This window comes from Pseudomonas sp. BNK-45 (genome assembly GCF_047456255.1).
In the GTDB taxonomy this organism is placed as follows: Bacteria; Pseudomonadota; Gammaproteobacteria; order Pseudomonadales; family Pseudomonadaceae; genus Aquipseudomonas.
In genome coordinates this window covers 4,323,167-4,348,137 of sequence record NZ_CP179909.1, presented here as the reverse complement: position 1 = coordinate 4,348,137, position 24,971 = coordinate 4,323,167, and the positions used below count along the sequence as shown (strand labels likewise).

The following is a 24,971-nucleotide window of genomic DNA, read 5'->3' as shown; positions in this document are numbered from 1 at the left end:
GGGCCTGCTGGCAGCCTTGGCCGAGCATCCTCAGGAGCCTGGCCAGGTGCTGCGGATCGACTGCGGCCCAGGGCCGACCCGGCTGTTGGCGGCGGGCCACTGGCACTGTGGCGATGCCGATCCGTCAGGCTTCTCGTCGATTCTGCCGGCGCTGGGCACGCTGGCGCAGCTGATGGTGATCAGCGCGCCAACGGCCGGTGAACTGGCGCCCTCGGCGCTGGCCGACAGCCTGCAGCACCACGAGTTGCCGCTGCTGCGGCTGTTCAAGGCATTGTCCGCGCAAGCGAGCGACGCCCGCGGCCTGGACTGTTTCCTGTTGTCCTTCGGCCGCTACGCCTTTGCCGGCGCGCCGCAACGGGGCAACCCGCTGGGGGCGGGCATGACCGGCCTGGGGTATGCGATGGCCCAGAGCGAGCATCGGGTGCACCTGCGCACACTGGACCTCAACCTCGACGAACTGCAGAACGCCGAAAGCCGGCAACGCCTGCTGGCGCAGATCCTCGCCGAGCCGGCCTCGCAGCGCGGCGAGCCGGTCAAGCTCAGCCGCGGCGGGCGCTTTGTTCAGCAACTACGCCCGCTGCAACTGGCGGACCCTCGCAACAGCCGCTCGGCGCTGCAACAGCAGGGGGTCTACCTGATTCTCGGCGGTAGCGGGGTGATCGGGCAGGTGCTCAGCCGCCAGTTGATCGAGCACTATCAGGCCCGGGTGATCTGGCTGGGGCGCAAGCCTGCCGACCACCCGCAACTGCAGCAGAGCCTGAACGCCGGGCACCTGCGCGGCCGGGTCGACTACCTGCAGGTGGACGGCACCGATCTGGCGCAACTGCAGCAGGCCGTGGCCCAGGTCAATCAGCGCTACGGGCGGATCAATGGCGCGGTGTTCTCGGCCATGGTCTTTGATTTCGATAACAGCATCCAGCACACCAGCGAGGCGCAGTTTCAGCAGATTCTCGACATCAAGAGCCGTGGCAGCCTGAACTTCTATCAGGCGCTGGCCGAGCAGCCGCTGGATTTCCTCTGTTATTTCTCCTCCGGACAGGGCTTTGCCTTTTCCGGCGCGGCCAAGCTGTCGGCCTATGCCTGCGGCATCACCTTCGCCGATGCCTTTGCCGAGGCCATAGGCCCGGCGGCACGCTTTCCGGTCGGGGTGATCAACTGGGGGTTCTGGCGCGCTTCGCTGCAGGCCCAGGCCGTCAGCGAGCACCTGGACGCCCTCGACGATGAACAGGGCTTTGCCTGTTTCAGCCGGTTTGTCGCGCAACTGGCCAGCGGTTCGCTGCGCCGCTTGCTGTGCCTCCAGGCCTCGCCGGCCGTGCGCCAACTGATGGCCGTGCCCGAGGGCCAGCCCTTGCAGTTGCAGCCGCAGCCCTTGCTGCCCGCGGCGCTGCCGGGGATCGAGCTGGACCCTGCCGAGCACCAGCGCTTGCAGCAGTTGTTCGATCCGCAGCGACTCGACCAGTCCATTGCCGTGCTGCTGATGGTCCAGTTGCAGACCCTGGGGATCTTCATGACCCCCCAGGCGCAAAGTGCCGAACACTGGCGCCAGCAGGCCGGTATCAGCGAGCGCTTTGGGCGCTGGTGGCTGGAATGCCTGGCGATTCTGGTGGAGCACGGCTATCTGCGCCGGCAGGGCGAAGACTTTGCCGTGGCAACCACCATTGCCCGCTCGCGCCATGGAGCGATCCTCGCGGCCTGGCAAACCCAGCGCGAGCAGTATTGCGCCGACCCCGAGCGCCGGGCGCAAGTGACCCTGATCGACGCGTGCCTGCTGCAACTGCCGGAAATCCTGACCGGGCAGGTCCAGGCCACCGACCTGCTGTTTCCGGACGGTTCCATGGAAAAGGTCGAGGGCATTTACCGGCACAACAGCCTGTCGGACTTTTTCAACCGGCAACTGGCCGCCCAGGTCAGCGCACAGGTTCAACAGTGGGTGGCGGCCGAGCCCGACCACCCGCTGCGCCTGCTGGAAATCGGCGCCGGCACCGGCGGCACCACGGCGCCATTGCTGGCCGCCCTGGAACCCTGGGCCGCGCACCTTGGCGAATACTGCTACAGCGACCTCTCCCGGGCCTTCCTGCAGCACGGCGAAGCCAGCTTCGCGGCCGGCCGGCCTTACTTCACCACGCAACTGCTGGACATCAGCCAGCCCCCGGACAGCGGCCAGGGCTATGACATCGTGGTCGCCACCAACGTGCTGCACGCCACCGCCAACATGCGCAGCACCCTGGCCCATGTCCGCGCGCTGTTGCGCAGCGGCGGCTTGCTGGCGTTGAACGAACTGAATCGCAAGACCTGCGCGGCCACAGTCACCTTCGGCCTGCTCGATGGCTGGTGGCTGTATGAGGACCCGGCGCTGCGCATCCCCGGTTCGCCGCTGATTGCCGAGCCGACCTGGCTCGAGCTGCTGTGGAGCAGCGGCTTCGAGCAGGTCCAGCTGCATGTCCCGGCGTCAGTCGCCCTGGGGCAACAGATCATCACCGCCCACGGCGACGCCCTGGCGCTGCCCGCTTTTGCGCCGCCCCGGCCCGCCGCGCCGGCACCCGACAAGGAGTCCAGAGTGAACGAGCATCCTGCCAGCGGCACCCCAGCCCCCGAAGACGTTGCAGACCGACTGCAGCAGGTGATCATCGAGGCCCTGGCCAAGACCCTCAAGGCCGATGCCCAGGGCATCGGGGTACGCACGCCGTTTTCCGATTACGGCGTGGACTCGATTCTCGGAGTCGGCTTCGTCAAGCAACTGGGCAACCGGCTGGGGATCAAGCTCAACAGCGCGATCCTGTTCGAGCAGGCCACCGTGAGCAAGCTCCACCGCTACCTGCAACAGGCCCATGGCCCGCAGATTGCCCAGGCACTGGCGAGCGTTGCGAGCCCGCCCCAGGCCGCGATGACCGCGATGCTGGACAACCCGGTGATGGCCGCGGCACTGGCCGGCGGCGACACCCCAAGCCCACTGGCGCCGCCGGGTGGCGGGCCGATTGCGGTGATCGGCATGGCCGGGCAGTTCCCCGGCGCCGAAAACGTCGAGCAACTCTGGGACAACCTGCTGGCCGGGAAGAACAGCGTGCAGGCACTGGGGCCGGACTACCTGCGGGCCGATGCCTACAGCGCCGACAGACGGCCGGGCACAAGCTATTGCAACCGCGCCGGCATACTCGAGGATCGCGACTGCTTCGATCCGCTGTTCTTCAACCTCACCCCCCACGAAGCGGAGTCGATGACCCCGCATCAGCGCCTGGTGCTGCAGGAAAGCTGGAAGGCCCTGGAGGATGCCGGGTACAACCCCATGGCACTGGCCGGGCAGGCGGTCAGCCTGTACGTCGGCGCCGAGCCGGGCGGTTATCACCACGACTCCTTCACCGGCAGCTCCGAGGCCATCATCGCCTCGCGGCTGTCCTACTTTCTCGACCTCAAAGGCCCGGCGATGGTGATCAACACCGGTTGCTCGTCGTCTGCGGTAGCCATCCACCAGGCCTGTGAAAGCCTGCGCCACGGTGAAAGCCGCATGGCCCTGGCGGGCGGGGTCTATGCGCTGCTGGATCAGCGCGGGCTGATCAGCCTGTGCGCCATCGACATGCTCAGCCCCAGCGGCCAATGCCATGCCTTCGACGCGGCGGCCGACGGCACGGTGATTTCCGAAGGGGTGGCCATGGTGGTACTCAAGCGCCTGGAAGACGCCGAGGCCGACGGCGACCCGATCTACGCGCTGATCGAGGCTTCGGGGATCAACCAGGACGGGGTCAGCAACGGCATCACCGCGCCCAATGGCGAGGCGCAAGAGCAATTGTTGCGCGACACCTGGCACAGGTTCGGCATCGACCCCGCGCAGATCAGCTATGTCGAGGCCCATGGCACCGGCACCCGGCTGGGGGACCCGGTCGAAGCCAACGCCCTGATCCGCGCGTTCCGCGGCTCGACCGACGCCCAGGGCTACTGCGCGCTGGGCAGCGCCAAGGCCAACCTCGGCCACGCGGCCGCAGCGGCCGGGGTCATCGGCCTGATCAAGGTGCTGCTGTCGATCCGCCACGGCACCTTGCCGGCCATGCCGGGGTTCCAGCAGATCAACCCGCTGATCGATCTCGAACATTCGCCGTTCTACATCAACCGTCAGGCCCAAGCCTGGCAGGCCCCGGGCGGCGCGCGCCTGATCGCCGCGCTCAATTCCTTTGGCCACAGCGGTACCAATGCGCACCTGGTGATCGGCCAATACTCGAACCCGCCGATCACCCAGGCGAGCACGGCGCCGGACGCCGTCAGCCGGGTTATTCCCCTGTCGGCCAAGACCGCCGAGAGCCTGCGCGACAACGCCCGGGCCCTGGCCCAGTGGCTGGAGCGCGGCGACGCCCCGCTGAGCCATATTGCCTTTACCCTGCAGACCGCCCGGGAGCCGATGCGGGTGAGGGCGGCGCTGGTGGTCAGCGACCTGGGGCAGTTGCGCAGCGAACTGCAGCGTCTGGCCAACGGCCAGGCGCCGACGCAGGTCACCGACGCCAGCGGGCAGTGGGCCAGGCAATGGGTGGACGGTGCCGCTATCGACTGGGCAGCGCTGTGGCCGGCCGGTTCGGCCCGGCGTATTCATCTGCCGGCCTACTCGTTTGCCAAGGAGCGCTACTGGGTCGAGCAGACGCCGCATGCGCTGTTGCAGCCTGATGCGCCCGCAGCAGCACCGCTGCAGCTGCCCGCAAGTGGGCTGTTCCTGGCCCGCCCGGTCTGGCAGGAACCGCTCGGCACCTGCGTCGATGCCGAGGCTGACGTGGGCCAGTCGTTGCTGTTGTGGGTCGGCTTCAACCCGACGCAAGTGGCGCAGTTGCAAGCCTTGAGCGCTGCCGCCGGCATCAGCGGCGAAGTGCTGGCCGGCACCGGGAGTGGCCCGGCGGCCTGCTACCAGGCGCTGGCACTGGCGCTGATGCTGCGGGTGCAGGCCCTCAAGGGCCGGGTCCACGTGGAACTGATGATCGCCGAACAGACACCGCAGGATCGGCTCTACGCCGGCCTCGACGGCCTGCTGAAGACGGCGTGCCTGGAACAACCGGCGCTCAGTGCCCGTTGCCTGCTGGTCAGGGCCGAGCCCGGCCAAGGGTTGTCCGCCGCGCAACTGGCGTTGCTGCCGGCGCTCCTTGCGGCCCGCCACTCGCGCGCCAGCTCGGTATTGCAGCGCATCGGCCTGCTCGGGGAACACCAGGAGCTGCAATGGCAGGAACTGGCGGACGATGTCGCCGCCGGCGATGCCGGCGCCCGCCCGCTGTACAAAGACCGCGGGGTCTACCTGATCACCGGTGGCGCCGGGGGGCTGGGGCTGATCGTGGCCCGGGCGATTGCCGAGCAATGCCGGGAGGCGACCTTGATCCTGGTGGGGCGCTCGCTGCTGGATGCGCGCCAGCAGGCGCAGTTGCAGGCGATCCGTGACGCCGGTGCCAGCGTGGCCTATCACCCGCTCGACCTGACTGACGCCGAAGCGCTGGAACAGCTGATCGCCGGCATCTGCACGGCCCACGGTGGCCTCAACGGCGTGTTCCACGGCGCCGGCGTCAACCGCGACCGGTTGCTGGCCCTCAAGACCCCGCAGGACATGGTCGAGGTGTTCGCCGCCAAGGTGCTGGGCACCGACCTGCTGGACCGCGCCTGCCGTCACCTGTATCTGGACTTCTTCGTGCTGTTTTCCTCCTGCTCGGCGGTACTGGGCAGCATTGGCCAGGCCGATTACGCCGCGGCCAACGGTTTCCTCGATCAGTTTGCCGAGCTGCGCAACCAGCGCGTCGAACAGGGCCTGCGCTTTGGCCAGACCCTGTCGCTGAACTACCCGCTCTGGCGCGACGGCGGCATGCAGGTCAGTGCCGCCGACCAGGCCCATATCCGCCGCCAGACCGGCATGGTGCCGATGCAGTCGGTACATGGCCTGCAGGCGTTGCAACAGGGGCTGAGGGCCGGCCTGTCACGGCTGTTGGTGATCGAAGGCGATCTGGCGCAGATTCGCAGCCACTTTGGCGCCACCGAGGCGCTGGCGGCCGCGGCCGCACCGGATGTGCCGGAGCAGGCAGTCGACCGTGGGCAGCTCAAAGCGGCGATTGTGCAACGACTCAAGGCGCAGTTCTGTGCCGTCACCAAACTGCCGCCGGAGCGGGTCGAGAGCGACGCGCCGCTGGAGCAGTACGGCATCGACTCGATCATGATCATCCGCCTCAACCGGGCGCTGGAGGAGGTGTTCGCCGGCATGCCGGCGCTGCGTCCGGCAGAGCGCCTGCTGTCGAAAACGCTGTTTTTCGAGTACCACAGCCTGGAAGCGCTGAGCACCTACCTGGTGGCCGAGCATCACCGCGCCTGCCTGGTGTGGAGCGGGCTCGGCCAGGAGCCCAAAGCCGTGTCGCCCCCGGCCCAGCCGCCAGCCCCAGCCGCTCCAGCCGCTGCGGCGGCGCCGCTGGCCGCCGCCGAGCCCATCGCCATTATCGGGATCAGTGGGCGCTATCCGCAGGCGGCCGATCTCGACCAGTACTGGCACAACCTCAAGGAAGGCCGCGACAGCATCACCGAGATCCCGCCGCAGCGCTGGCCGCTCGAAGGTTTCTACGTGGACTCGGTCGCCGAGGCGCTGAAGCAGGCCCGCAGCTACAGCAAATGGGGCGGTTTCATCGACGGCTTTGCCGATTTCGATCCGCTGTTTTTCAATATCTCGCCCCGTGAGGCGGTCAACATGGACCCTCAGGAGCGGCTGTTCCTGCAGTCCTGCTGGCAGTGCCTGGAGGACGCCGGGATCACCAAGGCCGATCTGGCTCGACAGTATCAGGGCCAGGTCGGGGTGTTTGCCGGGATCACCAAGACCGGCTACGGCCTCTATGGGCCGGCCTTGCGTGAGCAGGGCCAACAGGTCTTTCCGCGCACCTCGTTCAGTTCCACGGCCAACCGGGTTTCCTACGTGCTGGACCTCAACGGGCCCAGCGAACCGGTGGACACCATGTGTTCGTCGTCCCTGACCGCGCTGCACCGGGCCTGCGAAAGCCTGCGCCGGGGCGAGTGCCGGATGGCCTTCGCCGGTGGGGTCAACCTGTACCTGCATCCGTCCAACTACGTGGAATTGAGCGCCGGGCAGATGCTCTCCAAGGACGGCCGCTGCCGCAGCTTCGGTGAAGGCGGCAACGGCTTCGTGCCGGGCGAGGGGGTCGGCTCGGTGCTGCTCAAGCCCTTGTCCCAGGCCCTGGCCGACCGCGACAACATCCATGCGCTGATCCGCGCCGTGGCGGTCAACCACGGCGGCAAGACCAACGGCTATACCGTGCCCAATCCCCAGGCCCAGGCCAGGGTGATTCGCCTGGCCATCGACCAGGCCGGGCTCGATGCCAGCCAGATCAGCTACATCGAGGCCCATGGCACCGGCACCGAGCTGGGGGACCCCATTGAAGTCAGCGGCCTGACCCAGGCGTTCGCCCAGGACGGCGTGGCCCTGGGCCACTGTGCACTGGGTTCGGTCAAAGCCAATATCGGCCACCTGGAAGGTGCCGCCGGCATCGCCGGGGTCAGCAAGGTCGTGCTGCAGCTCAAGCACAAGCAGTTGGTGCCCAGCCTGCATGCCGCCACCCTCAACCCCAACCTGCGGCTGGAGGCCACGCCGTTCTACCTGCAACAGACCCTGGGCGACTGGTGCCCGCCAGGCGCCGGGCCGCGTATTGCCGGGGTGTCGTCCTTTGGTGCCGGCGGCGCCAACGCCCACGTGCTGCTCCAGGAACACGACGAATACCGCGAGCCGCCGGATGCCGGCGATGCCGAAGTGATTCTGCTGTCGGCCCGGGACATGGCGCGCCTGGTCGACTATGCCCGGGCGCTGCTGGCCTATGTGCAGGCGCGGCCGGCGCTGTCGGGCGCCGATCTGGCGAACCTGGCGTACACCCTGCAGCACGGCCGGGAAATGATGACGGCGCGACTCGGCCTGATCGTTGATTCCCCCGCCGCGCTGGCCAGCCGGTTGCGCGGCTTCATCGACGCCCCCGACGCCTCGCAGCCCGGCCTGTACAGCGGCGACCTGCAGGGCAAGCGCCCGGCCGTCCGGGCCGATGCCGAGCGCGCGGCGGAGCACGAGCAGTGGGCCCGCAACGGTGAACTGCAGGCGCTGCTGCAGGCCTGGGTCACAGGCGAGGCCATCGACTGGTCGCAGCTCCTGGCCCGGCGCAGCGGGGCGCTGCCGTACCGGATCAGCGTGCCGGTCTACCCTTTTGCCCGGGAACGGTTCTGGTTGCCGCTGGCCCTGCCGGCAGCGACAGCGGTGGTTGCGCCTGAGCACGCCCCGGCGCCGGGCACCAGCGCCAGTGACCGCCTGAGCTATGTGGCTCGCTGGCAGGCCGAAGGGCAGGCGGGCGAGACCCCGGCCGCGTCCCTTGCAGGCAGCGAGCACCGCTGCGTGCTGATCGTCGGCGCCGCGGCGCTGCGCCCGGTGGCCGAGGCGCTCACCGCGCACTACCTGCTCAGCGCCGGTTTTGTCACCGGCGCAGGCCGGGTGATCCGCCTGGAACCGGGTACGCAAACGCTCCGTCTGGCGCCGGATCACTGGTCACTGGACGCCTCTGACGAACAGGCGCTGGAGCAATGCCTGGGCGCCTGCACGGCCATCGACTGCCTGTATTTCTTCGGCGATCACGCCGCAGCCGATCACTGGCAGGCCCAGCTCGACAGCCCGATCACCCATGAACGCCTGCTGCTACGCCTGATCAAGTGGCTCAAGGCGCACAGCACATGCCAGGCCATCGACAGTTACATCGTCAGCCAGGACAACTTCGACATCAGCGGTGACACGGTGAATGCCATGGGCGGCGGCCTGACGGGCATGGCCTATGCGCTTGCCCAGGGCGAACACCGCTTCCGGGTACGCAACCTGGACGTCGCCAGCGTTGAACTGGCCGACAACCGCCGTCGCCCGCGCCTGCTGCGACAGTTGCAGGAGGAGGGCGGGCTGGCCCGGGGCGAGGTGCTGGGCCTGCGTGACGGCGTGCGCTATCGCCAGCGCATTTTCCCGTTGAACTGGCAGCCCCAGCCGCCGCTGGCCGACGGCCGCTTTGTCACTGCGGCGCTCAAGCAGGGCGGTGTCTATGTGATTCTCGGGGGCGGCGGCACGGTGGGCAGTATCATCAGCCGCTATTTGCTGGCCGACTATCAGGCCCGGGTCATCTGGCTCGGGCGCAGTGATGCCGCCGATCCCAAGGTGCAGCAGCGGCTTGCCAGCTGCCTGCCGAAGGGTCAGGGCGGGGCAGGGCAGTTGCACTACCTGCAGGCCGACGCCAACGATCCGGCGTCGCTGCAACGGGCGGTGGCCGAGATCAAGCAGCAGCACGGGGCGATCAGCGGGGCGATCTATTCCGCCGTGGTGTTCAACCATGAAGACCCCATCAGCCGCATTCCCGAAGCGCAGTTCGACGCCATCCTGCGGGTGAAAAGCCGCGGCGGCATCGAGTTCTACCGGGCCCTGGCCCGGGAGCCGCTGGATTTCCTCTGCTACTTCTCGTCCGGGCAGAGCTTTGCCTTCTCCGGCGCGGCACGGCTGGGGGCCTATGCCGCCGGGATCACCTTCGGCGACACCCTGGTGCGCAGCCTGCGACAGCAGGCGGCATTCCCGGTAGGGGCGATCAACTGGGGGTTCTGGCTGTCGTCGCTGACCGAGCAACAGGCGCTGGACCCGACTGCGCAGCCCATGAGCCGCCACGCCGGGGCGCTGGAGGACCGCGAAGGCTTCGAGTGCTTTGCGCGCTTTGTCGAGGCCCTGCGCCACGGCCAGCTCGATCAGGTGCTGTGCATGGCCGCCTCGGCGCCCGTCCAGCAACTGATGCAACTGCAACCCCGGCCCGTGGTCCTTGGCCGCAGCGGCGAGCCCGCCACTGACGACGACGGTTGTGCCGCCTACCGCGAGGCGGCAGCGCCCCTGCTGGCGGCCCACGACCCGTTGCCGTTCGACCGCGCCCTGGCGGCCATGACCCTGGTGCAACTGCAGCGCATGGGCCTGTTCAGCCAGCCCGGGCAGTTTGCCGACAGCCAGGCGCTGCGCCGTCAGGCCGGTATCGGCGAGGCCTATGGTCGCTGGTGGACCACCAGCCTGGACCTCCTGCACGAGCAGGGGCTGGTGCAACGCCAGGGCACCCAGGTGGCGGTGAGCGAGACGCCGGACCTGGAGCCACTGGAGCAATGCTGGTGCGAGCTCAGGGATCGGTTGCTCGCCGAGCCGCAACGCCGGGCCCAGGTGGAACTGGTCGACGCCTGCCTGCAACAGCTGCCGGCGATACTCGGCGGGCGGACCCAGGCCACCGATGTGATGTTCCCCAACGGTTCGATGGACAAGGTCGAGGGCGTCTATCGCCACAACGCCTTGTCCGACTACTTCAACCAGGTGCTGGCCGGCGTGGTGCAGCAACACCTGGCGGCCTTGTCCGGCCGCGAGCCGCAGCGGCCGATCCGCATCCTGGAAATCGGCGCCGGCACCGGTGGCACCAGTTCCATCGTGCTGCCGGCCCTGCACCCCTGGCGTGAGCGGATCGCCGAATACTGCTACACCGACATCTCCCAGGCGTTCCTGATGTACGCCAGGAAAACCTATGGCCCGGCCCATCCGTTCCTGCGCTATCAGCTGTGGAACGTCGAACAGTCGCCCCAGGCCCAGGGGCTGGAGCCGGGCAGCTACCACATCGTGATTGCCGCCAACGTGCTGCACGCCACCAGCAGCATTCGGCGCACCCTGGCCCATGCCGCGGCATTGCTGCGCAGCGGCGGGGTGCTGCTGCTCAATGAAATCAGCGACAGGTCGCTGTTCGCCCACCTGACATTCGGCCTGCTCAAGGGCTGGTGGCTGTATGAAGACCCCGAGCTGCGCATCCCCGGTACCCCGGCCCTGTATCCGCAGAGCTGGGCCCGGGTGCTGGGCGAGAGCGGCTTCCACGGCGTGACCTTTCCGGCGCAATGCGCCCACGGCCTGGGCCAGCAGATTGTCGTGGCCCAGCGCGATGGCTCCGCAGGCCTGACGCTGCCGGCTGCGGCCGAAGCGCCGCAGGCCATGCCCCAGGCCCCGTGCCCGGTGCCCGTCGTTGCTGGCGGCGAGGGGCGCGAGGTGCTCAACGCCCTGGTGCTCGATGGCCTGGCCAAGACACTGCAGCTGGAGCCCGGACGGATCCAGGCCGATCAGCCCTTTGCCGACTACGGCATCGATTCCATCCTCGGGGTGAGCTTTGTCAGCCACATTGGCGAGGCGCTGGAGACGTCGCTCAACACCGCCTTGCTGTTCGACTATCCATCGCTGGAGAGCCTGGTGGGCTATCTGCTGGAGCAGTACCCGGCGCAGTGCGCACGCCTGGGCGCAGGTGCAGCGCCCCCGGTGGCCGCCATGCCCGTGCCATCCGGGCAGCAACTGGAGGCCGCGTTTCTCAGCGGCGAACTGGCAATCGAAGAATTGCTGACCCTCGTCAACCACAGCACCGCGGCCAGCCACGGCAGCGCACAGGCCACAGCCAGGAAAGGACACTCATGAGCAGCCAAGCATTTCAATCCATCATTGCCCGGCTGCAACAGGGCCAGATCAGCGCCGACGAGGCTCGGCAGCTGCTGCAGCAGCTCAAGGCGCGGACCCAGGCCAGCGCCGCCGCGCCGGCCCACGAGGACATTGCCGTGATCGGCATGTCGGGGCAATTTCCCGGTGCCGAGAATGTCGAGCGCTTCTGGCACAACCTGAGCACCGGAGCCGACGGCGTGGTCGAGCTGGGCGAGCGCTATCTGGACCTGCAACGCAGCTATTCGGCCGAGCGCCAGCCCGGCAAGACCTACTGCAAGTGGGGCGGCATCCTGGAGCAGCGCGACGATTTCGATCCACTGTTCTTCAATATTTCGCCCCGGGATGCGGAGTCGATGAACCCCCACCAGCGGCTGATCCTGCAGGAAAGCTGGAAAGCCCTGGAAGATGCCGGCTACAACCCGAAAAGCTTTCGCGACCAGGCGGTGGGAATCTTTGTCGGGGCGGAGCCGAGCGGCTATTTCCACGAAACCTTCATTGGCGCGTCCGACGCGCTCATTGCCTCGCGGCTCTCCTATTTCCTGGACTTCAAGGGGCCGGCGCTGGTGGTCAACACCGGCTGTTCCTCCTCGGCCACGGCCATTCACCTGGCCTGTGAAAGCCTGCGCAACCAGGAGGCCGACCTGGCGCTGGCCGGTGGGGTGTTCGCCACCCTGGGCGAGCCCGGGCTGATCAGCCTGGCGCAAATGGACATGCTCTCGCCCAGCGGCCGCTGCCATACCTTCGATCAGCGCAGTGACGGCATTGTGCTGTCCGAAGCGGTGGGCATGCTGACCCTCAAGCGCCTGTCCCGGGCCCTGGCCGACGGCGATCCGATCCACGGGGTGATCTGCGCCTCGGGGATGAACCAGGACGGTGCCAGCAACGGCATCACCGCCCCCAGCGGCCAGGCCCAGGAACGCTTGATCAGCGAGCTGTACCGCCGTTTCGCCATCGACCCGCGGCAGATCAGTTATGTCGAGGCCCATGGCACCGGCACGCCGCTGGGCGATCCGGTGGAAGTCAACGCCCTGGTCCGGGCGTTCCGCCAGTTCACCGGCGACACCGGCTTTTGCGCCCTGGGCAGCGCCAAGGCGCACATCGGCCATACCTCGGCGGCGGCCGGGGTGGTCAGCCTGATCAAGATCCTGCTGTCGATGAAGCACGGGCAGTTGCCGGGGCTGCTGAATTTCGAGCAGCTCAACCCGCGGATCGAACTGGCCGGCTCGGCGTTCCATATCCATCGCGAGCCCCGGGCGTGGCTCGCCAGCGCGCCGAAGATGGCCGCGCTGAACTCCTTTGGCCACAGCGGCACCAATGTGCACATGGTCATCCGCCAAGCCCCCGACCCGGTCGCGACAGCGCTCGACGACGCCACGCAACCCTGCCTGGTGCCCCTGTCGGCCCGCACCGCCGAGAGCCTCAAGCGCTATGCCCGGCGGGTGCGCCAGGCCTTGCTGGATCCGGCGCTGCGCCTGAAGGACCTGGCCTACACCCTGCAAACCGGGCGAATGGCCCAGGCCCAGCGGCTGATATTCCTGTGTGCCGACAAGGACCAGCTGCGCCACTTGCTGAATGATTGGCTGGACGGTCGCAGTTCCCGGCATTGCTGGGCCGGGCAGGCGGAGGCGGGGCCCGGCGCGCAGATCGCGCTGCCGGCCAGCGTCGACCAGGACAGCCTGCAATCGCTGGCCGTGGCCTGGGCGGCGGGCGGCACGCTCGACTGGGCCGGGTTGCATCGTCAGCACCCCGGCGACGCCCGCCGAGTGCATGTGCCGGTCTATCCGTTTGCCCGGCAGAACTTCTGGATCGCCCCGGCGCAACGGGGCGCGGCAGGCGGCGCGGCCAGCAGCGCAAGTGCGGCCGATCCCCGGCCCCTGCATCCCTTTCTCGGGCGCGACACTTCCGATTCCCGCTGCCAGCGCTTTAGCAGCGTGTTTGATGGCGAGGAGTTTTTCCTCAAGCAGCACGTGGTGGGCGGGCAACGGATTTTCCCCGGTGTCGCCCACCTGGAAATGGCCCGGGCGGCGGTGGCGATGGCCACGGGGGGGCACTCTGCGTCCTTCACCCAGGTGGTGTGGCTGCGGCCCTTGATCATCGGCGCTCGGCCCCGGCAGGTGGATATCGAGCTGATCCGGGACGAGGACGCGCAACTGCGTTTTGAAATCTCCAGCCGCGAGCTGGACCCGCTCTCCGCGCAGGCCACCGGCGAGCCCTTGCTGCACAGCCAGGGGCTGGTCGGTCTGGCCCCGTCGCCGCAGCCGCCGCAGGTCGATCTGGCGGCGCTCAAGGCACGCATGAACGGCGGCCAGCTCAGCGCCCGGCAGTGCTACGACGCCTATCGGGTGATGACCTTTGAGCACGGTCCGGCCTACCAGGGCCTGCAATCGGTGGCCCTGGGCCACGGCGAGGTGCTGGCGCAACTGCAAGTGCCCGACTGCCAGCGCGACAGCCTGGCGGACTACGTGTTGCACCCCGCGCTGATGGATTCGGCGCTGCAGGCCGCCATCGCCCTGAGCCTGGGCGCCGAGGTGGTGCTCAGCGAAGACGAGCGCCAGCATTTGCCGTCCCTGGCCCGGCCAACCCTGCCGTTTGCCCTGGAAGGCTTGCAGGTCCTGGAGCGCTGCAGCGAACGAATGTGGGCGCGGGTGAGCTATGCCGAGCGCCGCGCCGACCAGCAGGCCGACAGCGGCTTGCAGCGTTTGAACATCGAGCTGCTGGATCAGCACGGCACCCCCTGCGTGGTGATGCAGGGATTCACCTCGCGGGTGCTCAACCCCGTGGATGCCCCGGCCGACAACGCGTCCGAGCCGCCGCAGACCCTGTTGTTCCAGCCCCGCTGGCTGGAGCAGGCGGCACCGGTGGGGGCGCCAGCGGACGTGGGCCAGCGCCTGATCCTGCTCAGTGGCTTTGACCCGCAGATCGCCGCCCAGGCGCAGCAGCAACTGACCGCCCAGGACCCCAGGTGCCGTTGCACGGTGCTGGAGCCTGTCGAGGCCGATTGCGCTGCGGACTATCAACAGCTGGCCCTGCTGCTGTTGCAGCACATCCGTCCATTGCTGGCTGGCAGCGGCCGGCGTTTGCTCCAGCTGGCGGTGCACGACCCGGCCGGTGACCGGCTGGTCGGTGGCCTGGCGGCCATGTTGCGCAGCCTGCAGTTGGAGCTGCCGGAAGTGACGGGCCAGGTGCTCGAACTGGATGACCAGCAGGCGCTGGTGCAACGCCTGACGGAGAATGCCGCGGCCGCCGAGGTGGGGATTCGCTACAGGGACGGCCGGCGTCAGGTGCAGCACTGGCAGCCTTGTCCGCCGGTGGATCTGGCGATCGATGCGCCGTGGAAGGACCGTGGGGTGTACCTGATCACCGGCGGCCTGGGCGGCCTCGGCCGGCTGTTCGCCCAAGCCATCGCGGCCAGTGTCAGCGGTGCCACCTTGATCCTCACCGGCCGTTCGCCCCTGGCGGCGCACAGCCTGGCCGGGCTGGATCCGGGGCGCAACCGGATCGAGTACCGGCAACTGGATGTCAGCGACGCACCGGCGGTCCAACGCCTGATCGACGCCATCGTCGCCGAATACCGGGGCCTTGACGGCGTCTTGCACAGCGCCGGGGTGATCCGCGACAGCCTGCTGATCAACAAACAGGACGACGAACTCCGGCAGGTGATGGCCGCCAAGGTGGCCGGGACCTGCAACCTCGACCGCGCCACCGCCGGCCTGGCACTGGATTTCTGGATCGGCTTTTCCTCGGGCACCGGCGTGGTCGGCAATGTCGGCCAGGCGGACTACGCGGCCGCCAACGGGTTCATCGACCGCTACGCCGCTTACCGCCAGCAGCTCACCGCCCGGGGACTGCGCCGTGGCCTGAGCCTGGCGATCAACTGGCCGCTGTGGAAAGACGGCGGCATGCAGGTCGATGCCGCCACCGCGCAGCACATGGCTGACAGCGCTGGCCTGCAGGCGATGCCCAGCAACGCCGGGATTCATGCCTTGCGCCAGTGTGTGGCGCTGGCATTGCCCCAGGTGCTGGTGATGCACGGGCAGCCTGAGCCGATTAGCGCCCTGGTGACCGGTGCTCCCCGGGCCTCGCTGGCGCCGGTGGCCGCTGCCTCGCCGGCGGCGCCCTTGACTGACACCCTGTTGCGGGCACTGACCGAGCTGGTGTCGGCGCAGATGAAAATCCCTGCCGGCGATATCCGTGCGGATGTGGAGTTCAGCCAGTACGGTTTCGACTCCATCAGCCTGACCACCCTGGCCAACACCCTGAAACAGCAATGGCGGCTCAGCCTGGCGCCGACGATCTTCTTTGAACACGCAACGCTGGGGCGTTTCGCGGCCTATCTGCAGCGCGAGCACTCGGCGGCGCTGGCCGCCAGGTTTGCTGTGCCGACCGCCACGCCGACCACGCCGCCCCGGCCGCAATCGGCTCAGGCGGCCCCGCGTCCGCAACCCGACGCCACCCTGGCGCGGCCGACAGCGCCCGCCACCCTGGAGGATGACGAGATCGCGGTGATCGGCATCAGCGGCCGTTTTCCGATGGCCGAGGACATCCAGCAGTTTTTCCACAACCTCAAGGACGGGCGCGACTGCATCAGCGAGATTCCCGCCAACCGCTGGGACTGGCGTGAGTACTACGGCGACCCGCACCGCGAAGTGGACAAGACCAACGTCAAGTGGGGCGGGTTCATCCACGGCGTCGATCACTTCGACCCGCTGTTCTTCGCCATCTCGCCACGGGAAGCGCAGTTGATGGACCCGCAGCAGCGCCTGCTGATGACTTATGTCTGGCTGGCCATCGAAGACGCCGGCTACGCCCCCTCTGAGCTGGCGGGCAGCGACACGGGGATTTTCGTCGGCACCGGGGTGACCGGCTACAGCAGCCTGATCGCCAAGGCCGGAGTACCGGTGGAAGGCTACAGCGCCACGGCGATGGTGCCTTCGGTCGGCCCCAATCGCATGAGTTTCCTGCTGGACTTCCACGGCCCCAGCGAACCGGTGGAAACCGCCTGTTCGTCGTCACTGGTGGCGATCCATCGTGCGGTTCAGGCGATGCGCAGCGGTGATTGCGCCATGGCGGTCGTGGGCGGGGTCAACACCCTGATCGCGCCCGAGGCGCAGATCAGCTTCAGCAAGGCCGGGATGCTGGCCCTGGACGGGCGCAGCAAGACCTTTTCGGCCCAGGCCAACGGCTACGCCCGGGGCGAAGGCGTCGCCATGATAGTGCTGAAGAAACGCGCCCAGGCCGAGGCCGACGGCGACCATATCTACGCGCTGGTGCGCAGCACCGCGGAAAATCACGGCGGCAAGGCCAACTCGCTGACCGCGCCCAACCCCCGGGCCCAGGCCGAGCTGTTGAAGGCGGCCTACCGCAAGGCCGGGGTCGATCCGCGCAGCGTTGGCTACATCGAAGCCCATGGCACCGGTACGGCGTTGGGCGACCCGATTGAAATCAACGGCCTGAAAATGGCCTTCGCCGAACTCAGCCAGGAACTGGGCGGCGCGGCACCGGGGCAGGGGTACTGCGGCGTCGGTTCGGTGAAGTCGAACATGGGCCATCTGGAACTGGCCGCGGGGATTGCCGGGGTGGTCAAGGTGCTGCTGCAACTCAAGCACCAGACCCTGTTCAAGAGCCTGCATTGCGAGCAGCTCAATCCCTATATCGAACTTGCCGACAGCCCGTTCTATGTGGTCCAGCACACGGGGCCATGGGCCGCCATCAAGGACCCTCAGGGCAATGAGTTGCCGCGCCGGGCCGGGGTCAGCTCGTTCGGCTTTGGCGGGGCCAATGCCCATGTGCTGCTGGAGGAATACCGCGCGCCCCAGGCGCCGCAGACGCCCGTGACCCCGGGCGCCAGGGCGTTCCTGCTGTCGGCCAGGACCCCGGAGCAACTGCAAGAGTCTGCCCGGCGCCTGGCCGGGCACCTTGCTGCGGCGCCGCTCGCCCACGGCCCGGAGGCCCAGCGCTACCTCGATGAGCTGGCCTACACGCTGCAAGTGGGCCGCGAGGCGATGCAGGAGCGACTGGCGCTGCTGAGCGACTCCCCGGGGGATCTGCAACGCCAGCTCGAGGCGTTCGCGGCCAGCGGCGAGGCGCTCTATCGCGGTACGTGCGAGGGCGACAACCCGGCGCTGGCACTGTTTCGCCAGGACGAGGACATGGCCACCGTACTGGCGGCCTGGATCGAGCAGCGCAAGTACCCCAAATTGCTCGAACTCTGGGCCCGGGGGTTGAACATCGAATGGCGGCGCTTCTACCCCGGGGAGCGTCCGATGCGCCGCCTCAGCCTGCCGGGTTATCCCTTTGCCGAGGAGCGTTACTGGGTCACCGACCTGGCCGCGGCGCCGCAAGCCAGCCAGGGCCCGGCAGCGGCCTGGTTGCACCCGCTGCTCGAACGCAACACCTCGGACTTGCATCAGCAGCGTTTCAGCAGCCGCTGGCAGGGCGACGAGAGCTGGTTTGCCGACCATCGGGTCAAGGGCCAGGGCACCTTGCCCGGGGTCGCGTACCTGGAAATGGCCCGGGCGGCGATCGCCCGGGCGCTGCCCGGGCAGGCGGCGGACAGCGCCTTGCTGCAGTTGCGCAACATCGTCTGGTTGACGCCTTACACACCGACAGCGCCCCACGGCGAACTGCACATCGACCTGACGCTGCAGGCGTCGCAGGTCGACTTCAGGATCTACTCCCGGGCCGAGGGCGTGGAGCTTGAGCACTGCAAGGGCAGTGCCCGGGCGGGGGCGGCCAATGCTGTGGCGGCGCTGGACCTCGCCACCCTGTGCGCCGGGCCCTGGCAACGCAGCGTCGACGCCGCCGAGCTGTACGCGCGGTTCCAGGCGCTGGGCATCGACTACGGTCCCGGCCACCGCGGTGTGTCCCAGCTGTGGCTCGGCGAGGGCCGGGTGCTGGCCCGGCTGGAACTGGCGCCAGAGCGGCTGGAGGGCGATTGGGTGTTGCATCCCGGCATGCTCGATTGCGCCGTCCAGGCCTCCATCGGCCTGCTGCTGCAGCGTGACGCCACGGGGGACACGCTGCTGCCCTTTGCCCTTGAACAACTGAACATCCATGGGCGCTGCCAGCCGTCGATGTGGGCCCTGATCAGCCTCGACAGCCGTCACCCGGGCAGCGCCGTACAGCGCATCGATATCCAGGTGTGCGACGCCCAGGGCCAGGTGGCCGTGGCGCTGCATGGATTCAGCTCGCGGCCCCTGCGCGAGGGGCGCGCCGCGCCGTTGCTGGCCGGCAACGATCAGCGGTTGCCCGCCGGCTTGAGCCTGCTGGCAGCGCAATGGTTGATCGCCGAGCGTTCGCCGCGGACGCTGGAAGACGTGCCGACCCTGGCCATCGGCGCGTCCGGCGAGTACCGCCAATGGCTGGCCGGGCTGTACCCGCAGATCGAGTTCATGGAGCCGCTGGCTGGCAGCGTGCCAGGCATCGCCGCGCAATTGGGCGCCTGTGCCGCATTCCAGCGCCTGATCTGGCTGGCCCCGGCCGAACACGCCAGCCTGACGCTGTTGCGCTTGATCAAGGCGCTGTTGCAACGGGACCTCGGCCAACAGCCCTTGCAGCTGCAACTGCTGTTCAACGCCAGCGTCGCGCTGCGCGCCGATGAGCCCCTGGACCCCGAGCAGGCCGCCTGCCACGGGCTGGCCGGTGCCCTGGCCAAAGAACAGGCCCTGTGGCGGGTTGAACTGCTGGACCTGCCGCCGGGCGCACCGGCGCTGCCCCAGGCCCTGCCCGAGCCGGAGCTGGCGGGCGAGTGCCTGGCCTGGCGCGACGGCGAGTGGTTCTGCCAACGCCTGTTGCCGCTGGCCGAGCCTGGACCGGCAGCGCCTGGCGCGGTGGCTTACCGCGAAGGCGGGGTGTACGTGGTGATCGGCGGCGCCGGAGGGATCGGCCAGGTGTGGACACGCCACCTGATCCGCCACTGGCGTGCGCAGGTGGTCTGGCTCGGCCGCCGCGCCGCGGACGAGCGGATCGATCAGGCCCTCGCGGAGCTGGCCTCACTGGCCCGGCAGCACCATGCCGCACCGCCGCGCTACATCCAGGCTGACGCCACGGACATCGGGCAACTGACCCGGGCCCGGCAGCAGGTGCAGGAGGCCTGTGGGCCGATCAATGGCTGGGTGCATTCGGCCCTGGTGCTGGACGATGGGCGGCTAGCGCAGCTGGACGAGGCGCGCTTCAGTGCGGTTTTCGACGCCAAGCGCCTGAGCAGCATCGCCCTGGCGCAGGTGTGTGCCGCGGCGGACAACCCGGCACTGGACTTCGTGCTGTTTTTCTCGTCGATGATTGCCTTCAGCCGCGCCGCCGGCCAGGGCAACTACGCCGCCGGCTGCGCTTTTGCCGACGCCCTGGCCGCCACGCTCGATCAGCGTACCGGCTGCCCGGTCAAGGTCATCAACTGGGGCTACTGGGGTTCGGTGGGGGTGGTCGCCGACCCTGGCTACCGGGCGCGAATGGCGGCCCAGGGCCTGGGTTCCATCGAACCGGAGGAGGGCATGGCGGCGCTGGACCGGTTGCTGGCCAGCCCCTTGTCCCAGTTGGGGCTGATCAAGTTGCGCGAGCCCCAGGCCATTGCCGGGATCCACAGCCAGTGGCAGCTCGATTGCTACCCGGCGCAGCCGTCACTGGCCCGCGACAGCTGGGCGCCGGTGGCCCTGGGCGCTGGTGCGGCGCCGGCGCAGCACCCGGCGGCCGGCGAGATGAACCGGCTGTTGCTGGCGCAGACCTTGGCCTGCCTCGGCGAACTGGCGGCGGGCGGGCCGCTGACGGAGCAGCGGATCGCCGCCGACCCAGCGGTGGCCGCCAATCTGCTGGCTCGGCCGTTCTATCGCCGCTGGCTGCGCGCGAGCCTGGAGTTGCTGGTGCAGAGCGCCGATATCGATGAACAGGGCCGGGTGCTGTCGGCGCTGCCGGATCCGGCGGCGCTGTCGCAACAGTGGCAGCAGGCCAGCGAAGAGTGGCGCCGCGACGCCGATCTGCAGGCGCAAGTGCAACTGCTGCAGACCTTTGTCCAGGCCCTGCCGTCGATCCTGCGCGGTGAGCAGTCGGCCACCGCGGTGATGTTCCCGAACGGCTCGATGGCCCTGGTGGAGGGCGTCTACAAGAACAACCGGGTCAGCGACTACTTCAATGCGGTGCTGGGCGAGGTGGTGGTGGATGTGGCCCGGCGCCAGGCGCAGAACGGCAGGCCGCTGCGGATCCTGGAGATCGGCGCCGGTACCGGCGGCACCACTGCCGGGCTGATCGAGAGCCTGCGGCCGTGGCAGCAGGGCATCGCCGAATACTGTTACACCGACCTGTCCCAGGCGTTCCTGCAGCATGCCCAGACGCAGTTCCTGCCCCTGGCGCCTTACCTGCGCACGGCGATTTTCGATGTCGGCAAACCCTGCGCCGAGCAAGGCATTGCCCTGCAGCACTATGACCTGGTGATTGCCACCAATGTGCTGCATGCCACCCCCGACCTGCGGCGCGCCCTGCAGAACGCCAAGACCGCGCTGCGCCACGGCGGCCTGTTACTGCTCAATGAAATCAGCGACCGCTCGCTGTTCACCCATTTGACCTTCGGCCTGCTCGAAGGCTGGTGGCTGCACCACGACACGGCCCTGCGCATTCCCGGCTGCCCCGGCCTGTACCCCGAGCGCTGGCGACAGCTGCTGCAAGCCCAGGGTTTCGACGGCATTGCCTTCCCGGCGGCGGCCAGCCATTCGCTGGGGCAGCAGATCATCGTCGCCGCCAGCGACGGCGTGGTCTGCCTGCCCGGGAGGGCTACCGAGGAGCCGACGGCGCTTGAAGCCCAGGCCCCAGTCCCCGTTGCGCAAGCCGAAGGCACGGATGAGGGCGCCGATCAGCTGCTGGCCGGGCAATGCCGGCAGCTGATCATCGAGGTGCTGTCGAAACTGCTGAACATGGCCCCCGAACGGTTGCAGCACGACACCGCGTTTGATCGCTACGGCATCGATTCGATCTTGCAGATCAGCCTGATTCAGGCGCTGGAGCAACGCATTGGCGAACTGTCGCGGACCATTCTGTTTGAACACAACACGGTCAATCAGCTCACCGGCTACCTGCTGGCCGAACACCGTGCGGCGTTGGTCGGCCATTTTGCCCCGGTACAGGCTCAGCCACCGGTGGCGCCGGCGCCCGTGGTCATGCCTGCCGCTGCGGGGCCGGACCCGGTCATGCCGACAGCGTCGCACTCTGCCAGGGTCGAGGCGCAGCCTCAGCCGCTGAACCGAGACATTGCGATCATCGGGGTCAATGGCCGTTACCCGATGGCCGCGGACCTGGAGTGCTTCTGGGACAACCTGCGCAGCGGTCGCAACTGCGTCACCCAGGCCGACGGCCAGCGCTGGTCAGGTGCCTTGAAGGAAAATGCGGACTATTACGGCGGCTTCCTCGAACAGGTCGAGGCCTTTGATCACCAGGTGTTCGGGATCAGCGACGACGAAGCCCGGCACTTTTCGCCCGAGCTGCGGCAGATGCTCGAGGTGGCGTGGCTGACGTTCGAGAGCGCCGGCTACAACCGTGATGCCCTGGCCCGTTTCCAGCAGGACGCAACGAGCGCCGTCGGGGTCTTTATCGGGTCGATGTACAACGCCTCATCGTTGCGCGACAGCGCTGGCGAACACGCGGCGATCCGGGCCAATGTCACCGACTGGCAACTGCCCAACCGGATTTCCCACTGTTTCGATCTCAAGGGCCCGAGCCTGGCGGTGAACACCGCCTGCGCCAGCTCGATGTCGGCGATTCACTTGGCCTGCCAGAGCCTGTTGCAGGGCGAATGCGCCATGGCCATGGCCGGCGGGGTCAACCTGATCCTCGACCCCTCCCGCTACCAGACCCTCAAGCTGGCTCAGTTTCTCGGCAGTTCGCCCTTGAGTCGCGGCTTCGGCCTGAGCGACGGCATGTTGCCGGGCGAGGGCGCCGGTGCCGTGCTGCTCAAGCCCCTGGCCGCGGCGCTGGCCGACGGCGACCGGATCCACGGGGTGATCAAGAGCACCGGGCTCAACCATGGCGGCGGCCAACTGCAGTACTCGGCGCCCAACACCCGCCAGCAAGCCCGGCTGATCGCCGAGACCATCCAGCGCGCGGGCCTGCTGCCGGCACAGATCCACTACGTGGAGGCGGCGGCCAACGGCTCGGAGCTGGGCGACCCGATAGAAGTGGCGGCGTTGAAAAAAGTCTTTGCCGAGCTGCCTCCGGGCAGTTGCGCGCTGGGCACGGTGAAATCCAACATCGGTCACCTGGAGGCCGCGTCGGGGATATCCCAGCTGACCAAGGTGCTGTTGCAACTGCAGCATCGGCAGCTGGCTCCCTCGATCAATGCCGAGCCGCTGAACCCGCATATCCGCCTCGATGGCAGTGCCTTCCACCTGCAACAGCAGGCCGCGCCCTGGGCCGCGGACGACAGCGGCCAGCCGCGCCGTTGCCTGATCAACTCCTTTGGCGCGGGCGGCACCTACGCCAGCCTGGTGCTGGAGGAGTACCAGGACACTCGACCTAGGTTGCGCGGGAGTGCCGGCGAGCAGTTGCTGATCGTCGCCGCGGCCAGTCGGGGCAGCCTGTTGGCTTATCTGAAAAAACTCCAAGCCTTTATCGATAGGAATTGTCCTATCGATTTATCAGATCTGGCCTACAGTTTAGCCCTGCGTGAACAGCGTCTGGCCCACCGCGCCGCGCTGGTGGCCACGGACAGGGAGCAAGTACGGGCACGGCTGGCGCAGTTGCTGACGGGTGGGGCGGGCGATGGCTGTTGGCTATCTGCGCCGACCGGGATTGAAGAGATCGAGCCGCAAATCGCCTCGGGGTCATTGGCACAAAGAGGCCAGGCCTGGTGTCGCGGTGCCGATCTGCAGAGTTCGACGCTGTATCCGCAGGGCGGCAATCGCATGACGCTGCCCGGTTATGAATTCGAGCATCCACTGACACCGCCGAAGTCCGGTTCAAGCTCTTCTGCGCTGTTTTCCAGCGATCTGTACCGGCGCATCAGCGGCGGCGAGCTGGACGTCGGGCAATTTGCCCAGTTGCTCACCCGCTCAACCAACGAACAGGGAATGTTATGAGCCAGATTCAAGACACCAGGGTGCCCGCGCCGGAGCATGTCGACGCCACCGCGCCCGCGATCAAGGCGCCCCGGCCGTTGGCGGCCGGGATCAAGCTCAAGGATGGCTTTGCGGTCATGCCCGGCAAGATCCCCTTGCTCGGGCACGTGCACCGGATCGGTAGGGACGCCCTCGGCGAACTGCGCCAGGCCGAAGCAGCGTGCGGGCCGATCTTCTGGACCTATTTCGGCACCCAGTTGCCGGTGCTGCAGATCATGGACGAGGCCGGCCTGGCGATCCTGCAGAACAAGTACACCGACAATTCCTACCTGCGCGAACAGATGCCGGTGATTACCGGCGAGGCGATGAACGCCTTCGATGGCCCGCGCCACCGCAATGCGCGCAAGGCCAGCACCGATGCCTTTACCCCCAAGGGGCTGACGCGGGCCCAGGTGGGCCAGTTCATCATTGAGACCATCGAGCAGCGGCTCAAGCACTGGAGCCGGGAAAACCAGCTGGCGATCTTTCCGCAAACCAAGGACATCGCCCTGGAAGTGGTGTTTCGCATCCTCGGCATCCAGACCCACGAGCTGGCGCTGTGGCGCCACCAGTACGAAGAATTCTTCCTCGGCATGATTCCGCTGAAGGTCAATCTGCCCGGCTTTCCGGCATGGCGCTGTCGCAAGGCGCGGGGCTGGCTGGAGCAGCGGGTGGCGCAGATTGTCGCCACCACCCGGGCCAACAATGACCACGACAGCCTGGTGGGGGCGATGATCTTCGGCCGCGACGAGCACGGCAACGGCATGTCCGAAGTGGAACTGGTGCACAACATCCTTGGCCTGGGGTTCGCCGGTTCGGAAACCACCGCGGCGGTGATGGCCTGGTCCGCGCTGATGCTGTCGCAGCATCCGGACATCTGGCAGGCGTTGTGCGAGCAGGCGGCGGGGCTCGATGAGATGCCCGTGACCCACGAAGAACTGATCAGGCAGGTGCCGCTGGCGGAAGGGATCTTCCGCGAAACCATGCGCCTGTACCCGCCGGCCCCCTTCGAGATGCGCAAGGTGCACACCGAGTTCGAGCTGATGGGGCGCAGGATTCCCGCCGGTGTGATGGCCGGGGTCAGCCTGCTGCATGTGTCGCGCAACCCCGAGCGCTACCCGGATCCCGACACTTGGCGGCCGCAGCGCTGGCTGGGCCTGGACCGGGCGCTGAACCAGGTGGAGACCTGCCAGTTCGGCGGTGGTCCCCATGCCTGCCTCGGGCGGCACGTGGCCGCCCTGGAAATCACCCTGTTCATCGCCATGCTGGCGCGGGAACTGGGGCCCAAGGGCATCGTGCCGCGCTTGGTCGGCAAGATGCCGCCGCCGGCCTACCTGCCGTTTCTACGGCCCTCTAGCAAGGCCTTTCTCGACCTCAGCGGCGCCTGA

Annotated in this window: 3 protein-coding genes (1 of these 3 cut by a window edge); all 3 read left to right on the top strand. The window is 68.1% G+C overall.

Going from position 1 to position 24,971, the window contains the following annotated elements:
• Tightly spaced (each overlapping or abutting the next), the 3 genes in view from ACMGG8_RS19710 to ACMGG8_RS19700 form a layout consistent with a single transcriptional unit that may run on beyond the window.
• On the top strand, nucleotides 1–11,488 hold the 3' portion of the coding sequence (locus ACMGG8_RS19710) for an SDR family NAD(P)-dependent oxidoreductase (protein ID WP_414158231.1). Its footprint begins 3,398 nt before the window's first position; the window shows 11,488 of its 14,886 coding nt (coding positions 3,399–14,886); the start codon falls outside the window, past its left edge; the stop codon is at nucleotides 11,486–11,488.
• A complete protein-coding gene (locus ACMGG8_RS19705; RefSeq protein WP_414158230.1) occupies nucleotides 11,485–23,565 on the top strand; it encodes an SDR family NAD(P)-dependent oxidoreductase in 12,081 nt (4,026 codons plus the stop codon). Before ACMGG8_RS19710 ends, ACMGG8_RS19705 begins: the two co-directional genes overlap by 4 nt.
• Entirely contained in the window at nucleotides 23,562–24,971 is a 1,410-nt protein-coding gene (locus ACMGG8_RS19700; RefSeq protein WP_414158229.1) for a cytochrome P450, read from the top strand. Before ACMGG8_RS19705 ends, ACMGG8_RS19700 begins: the two co-directional genes overlap by 4 nt.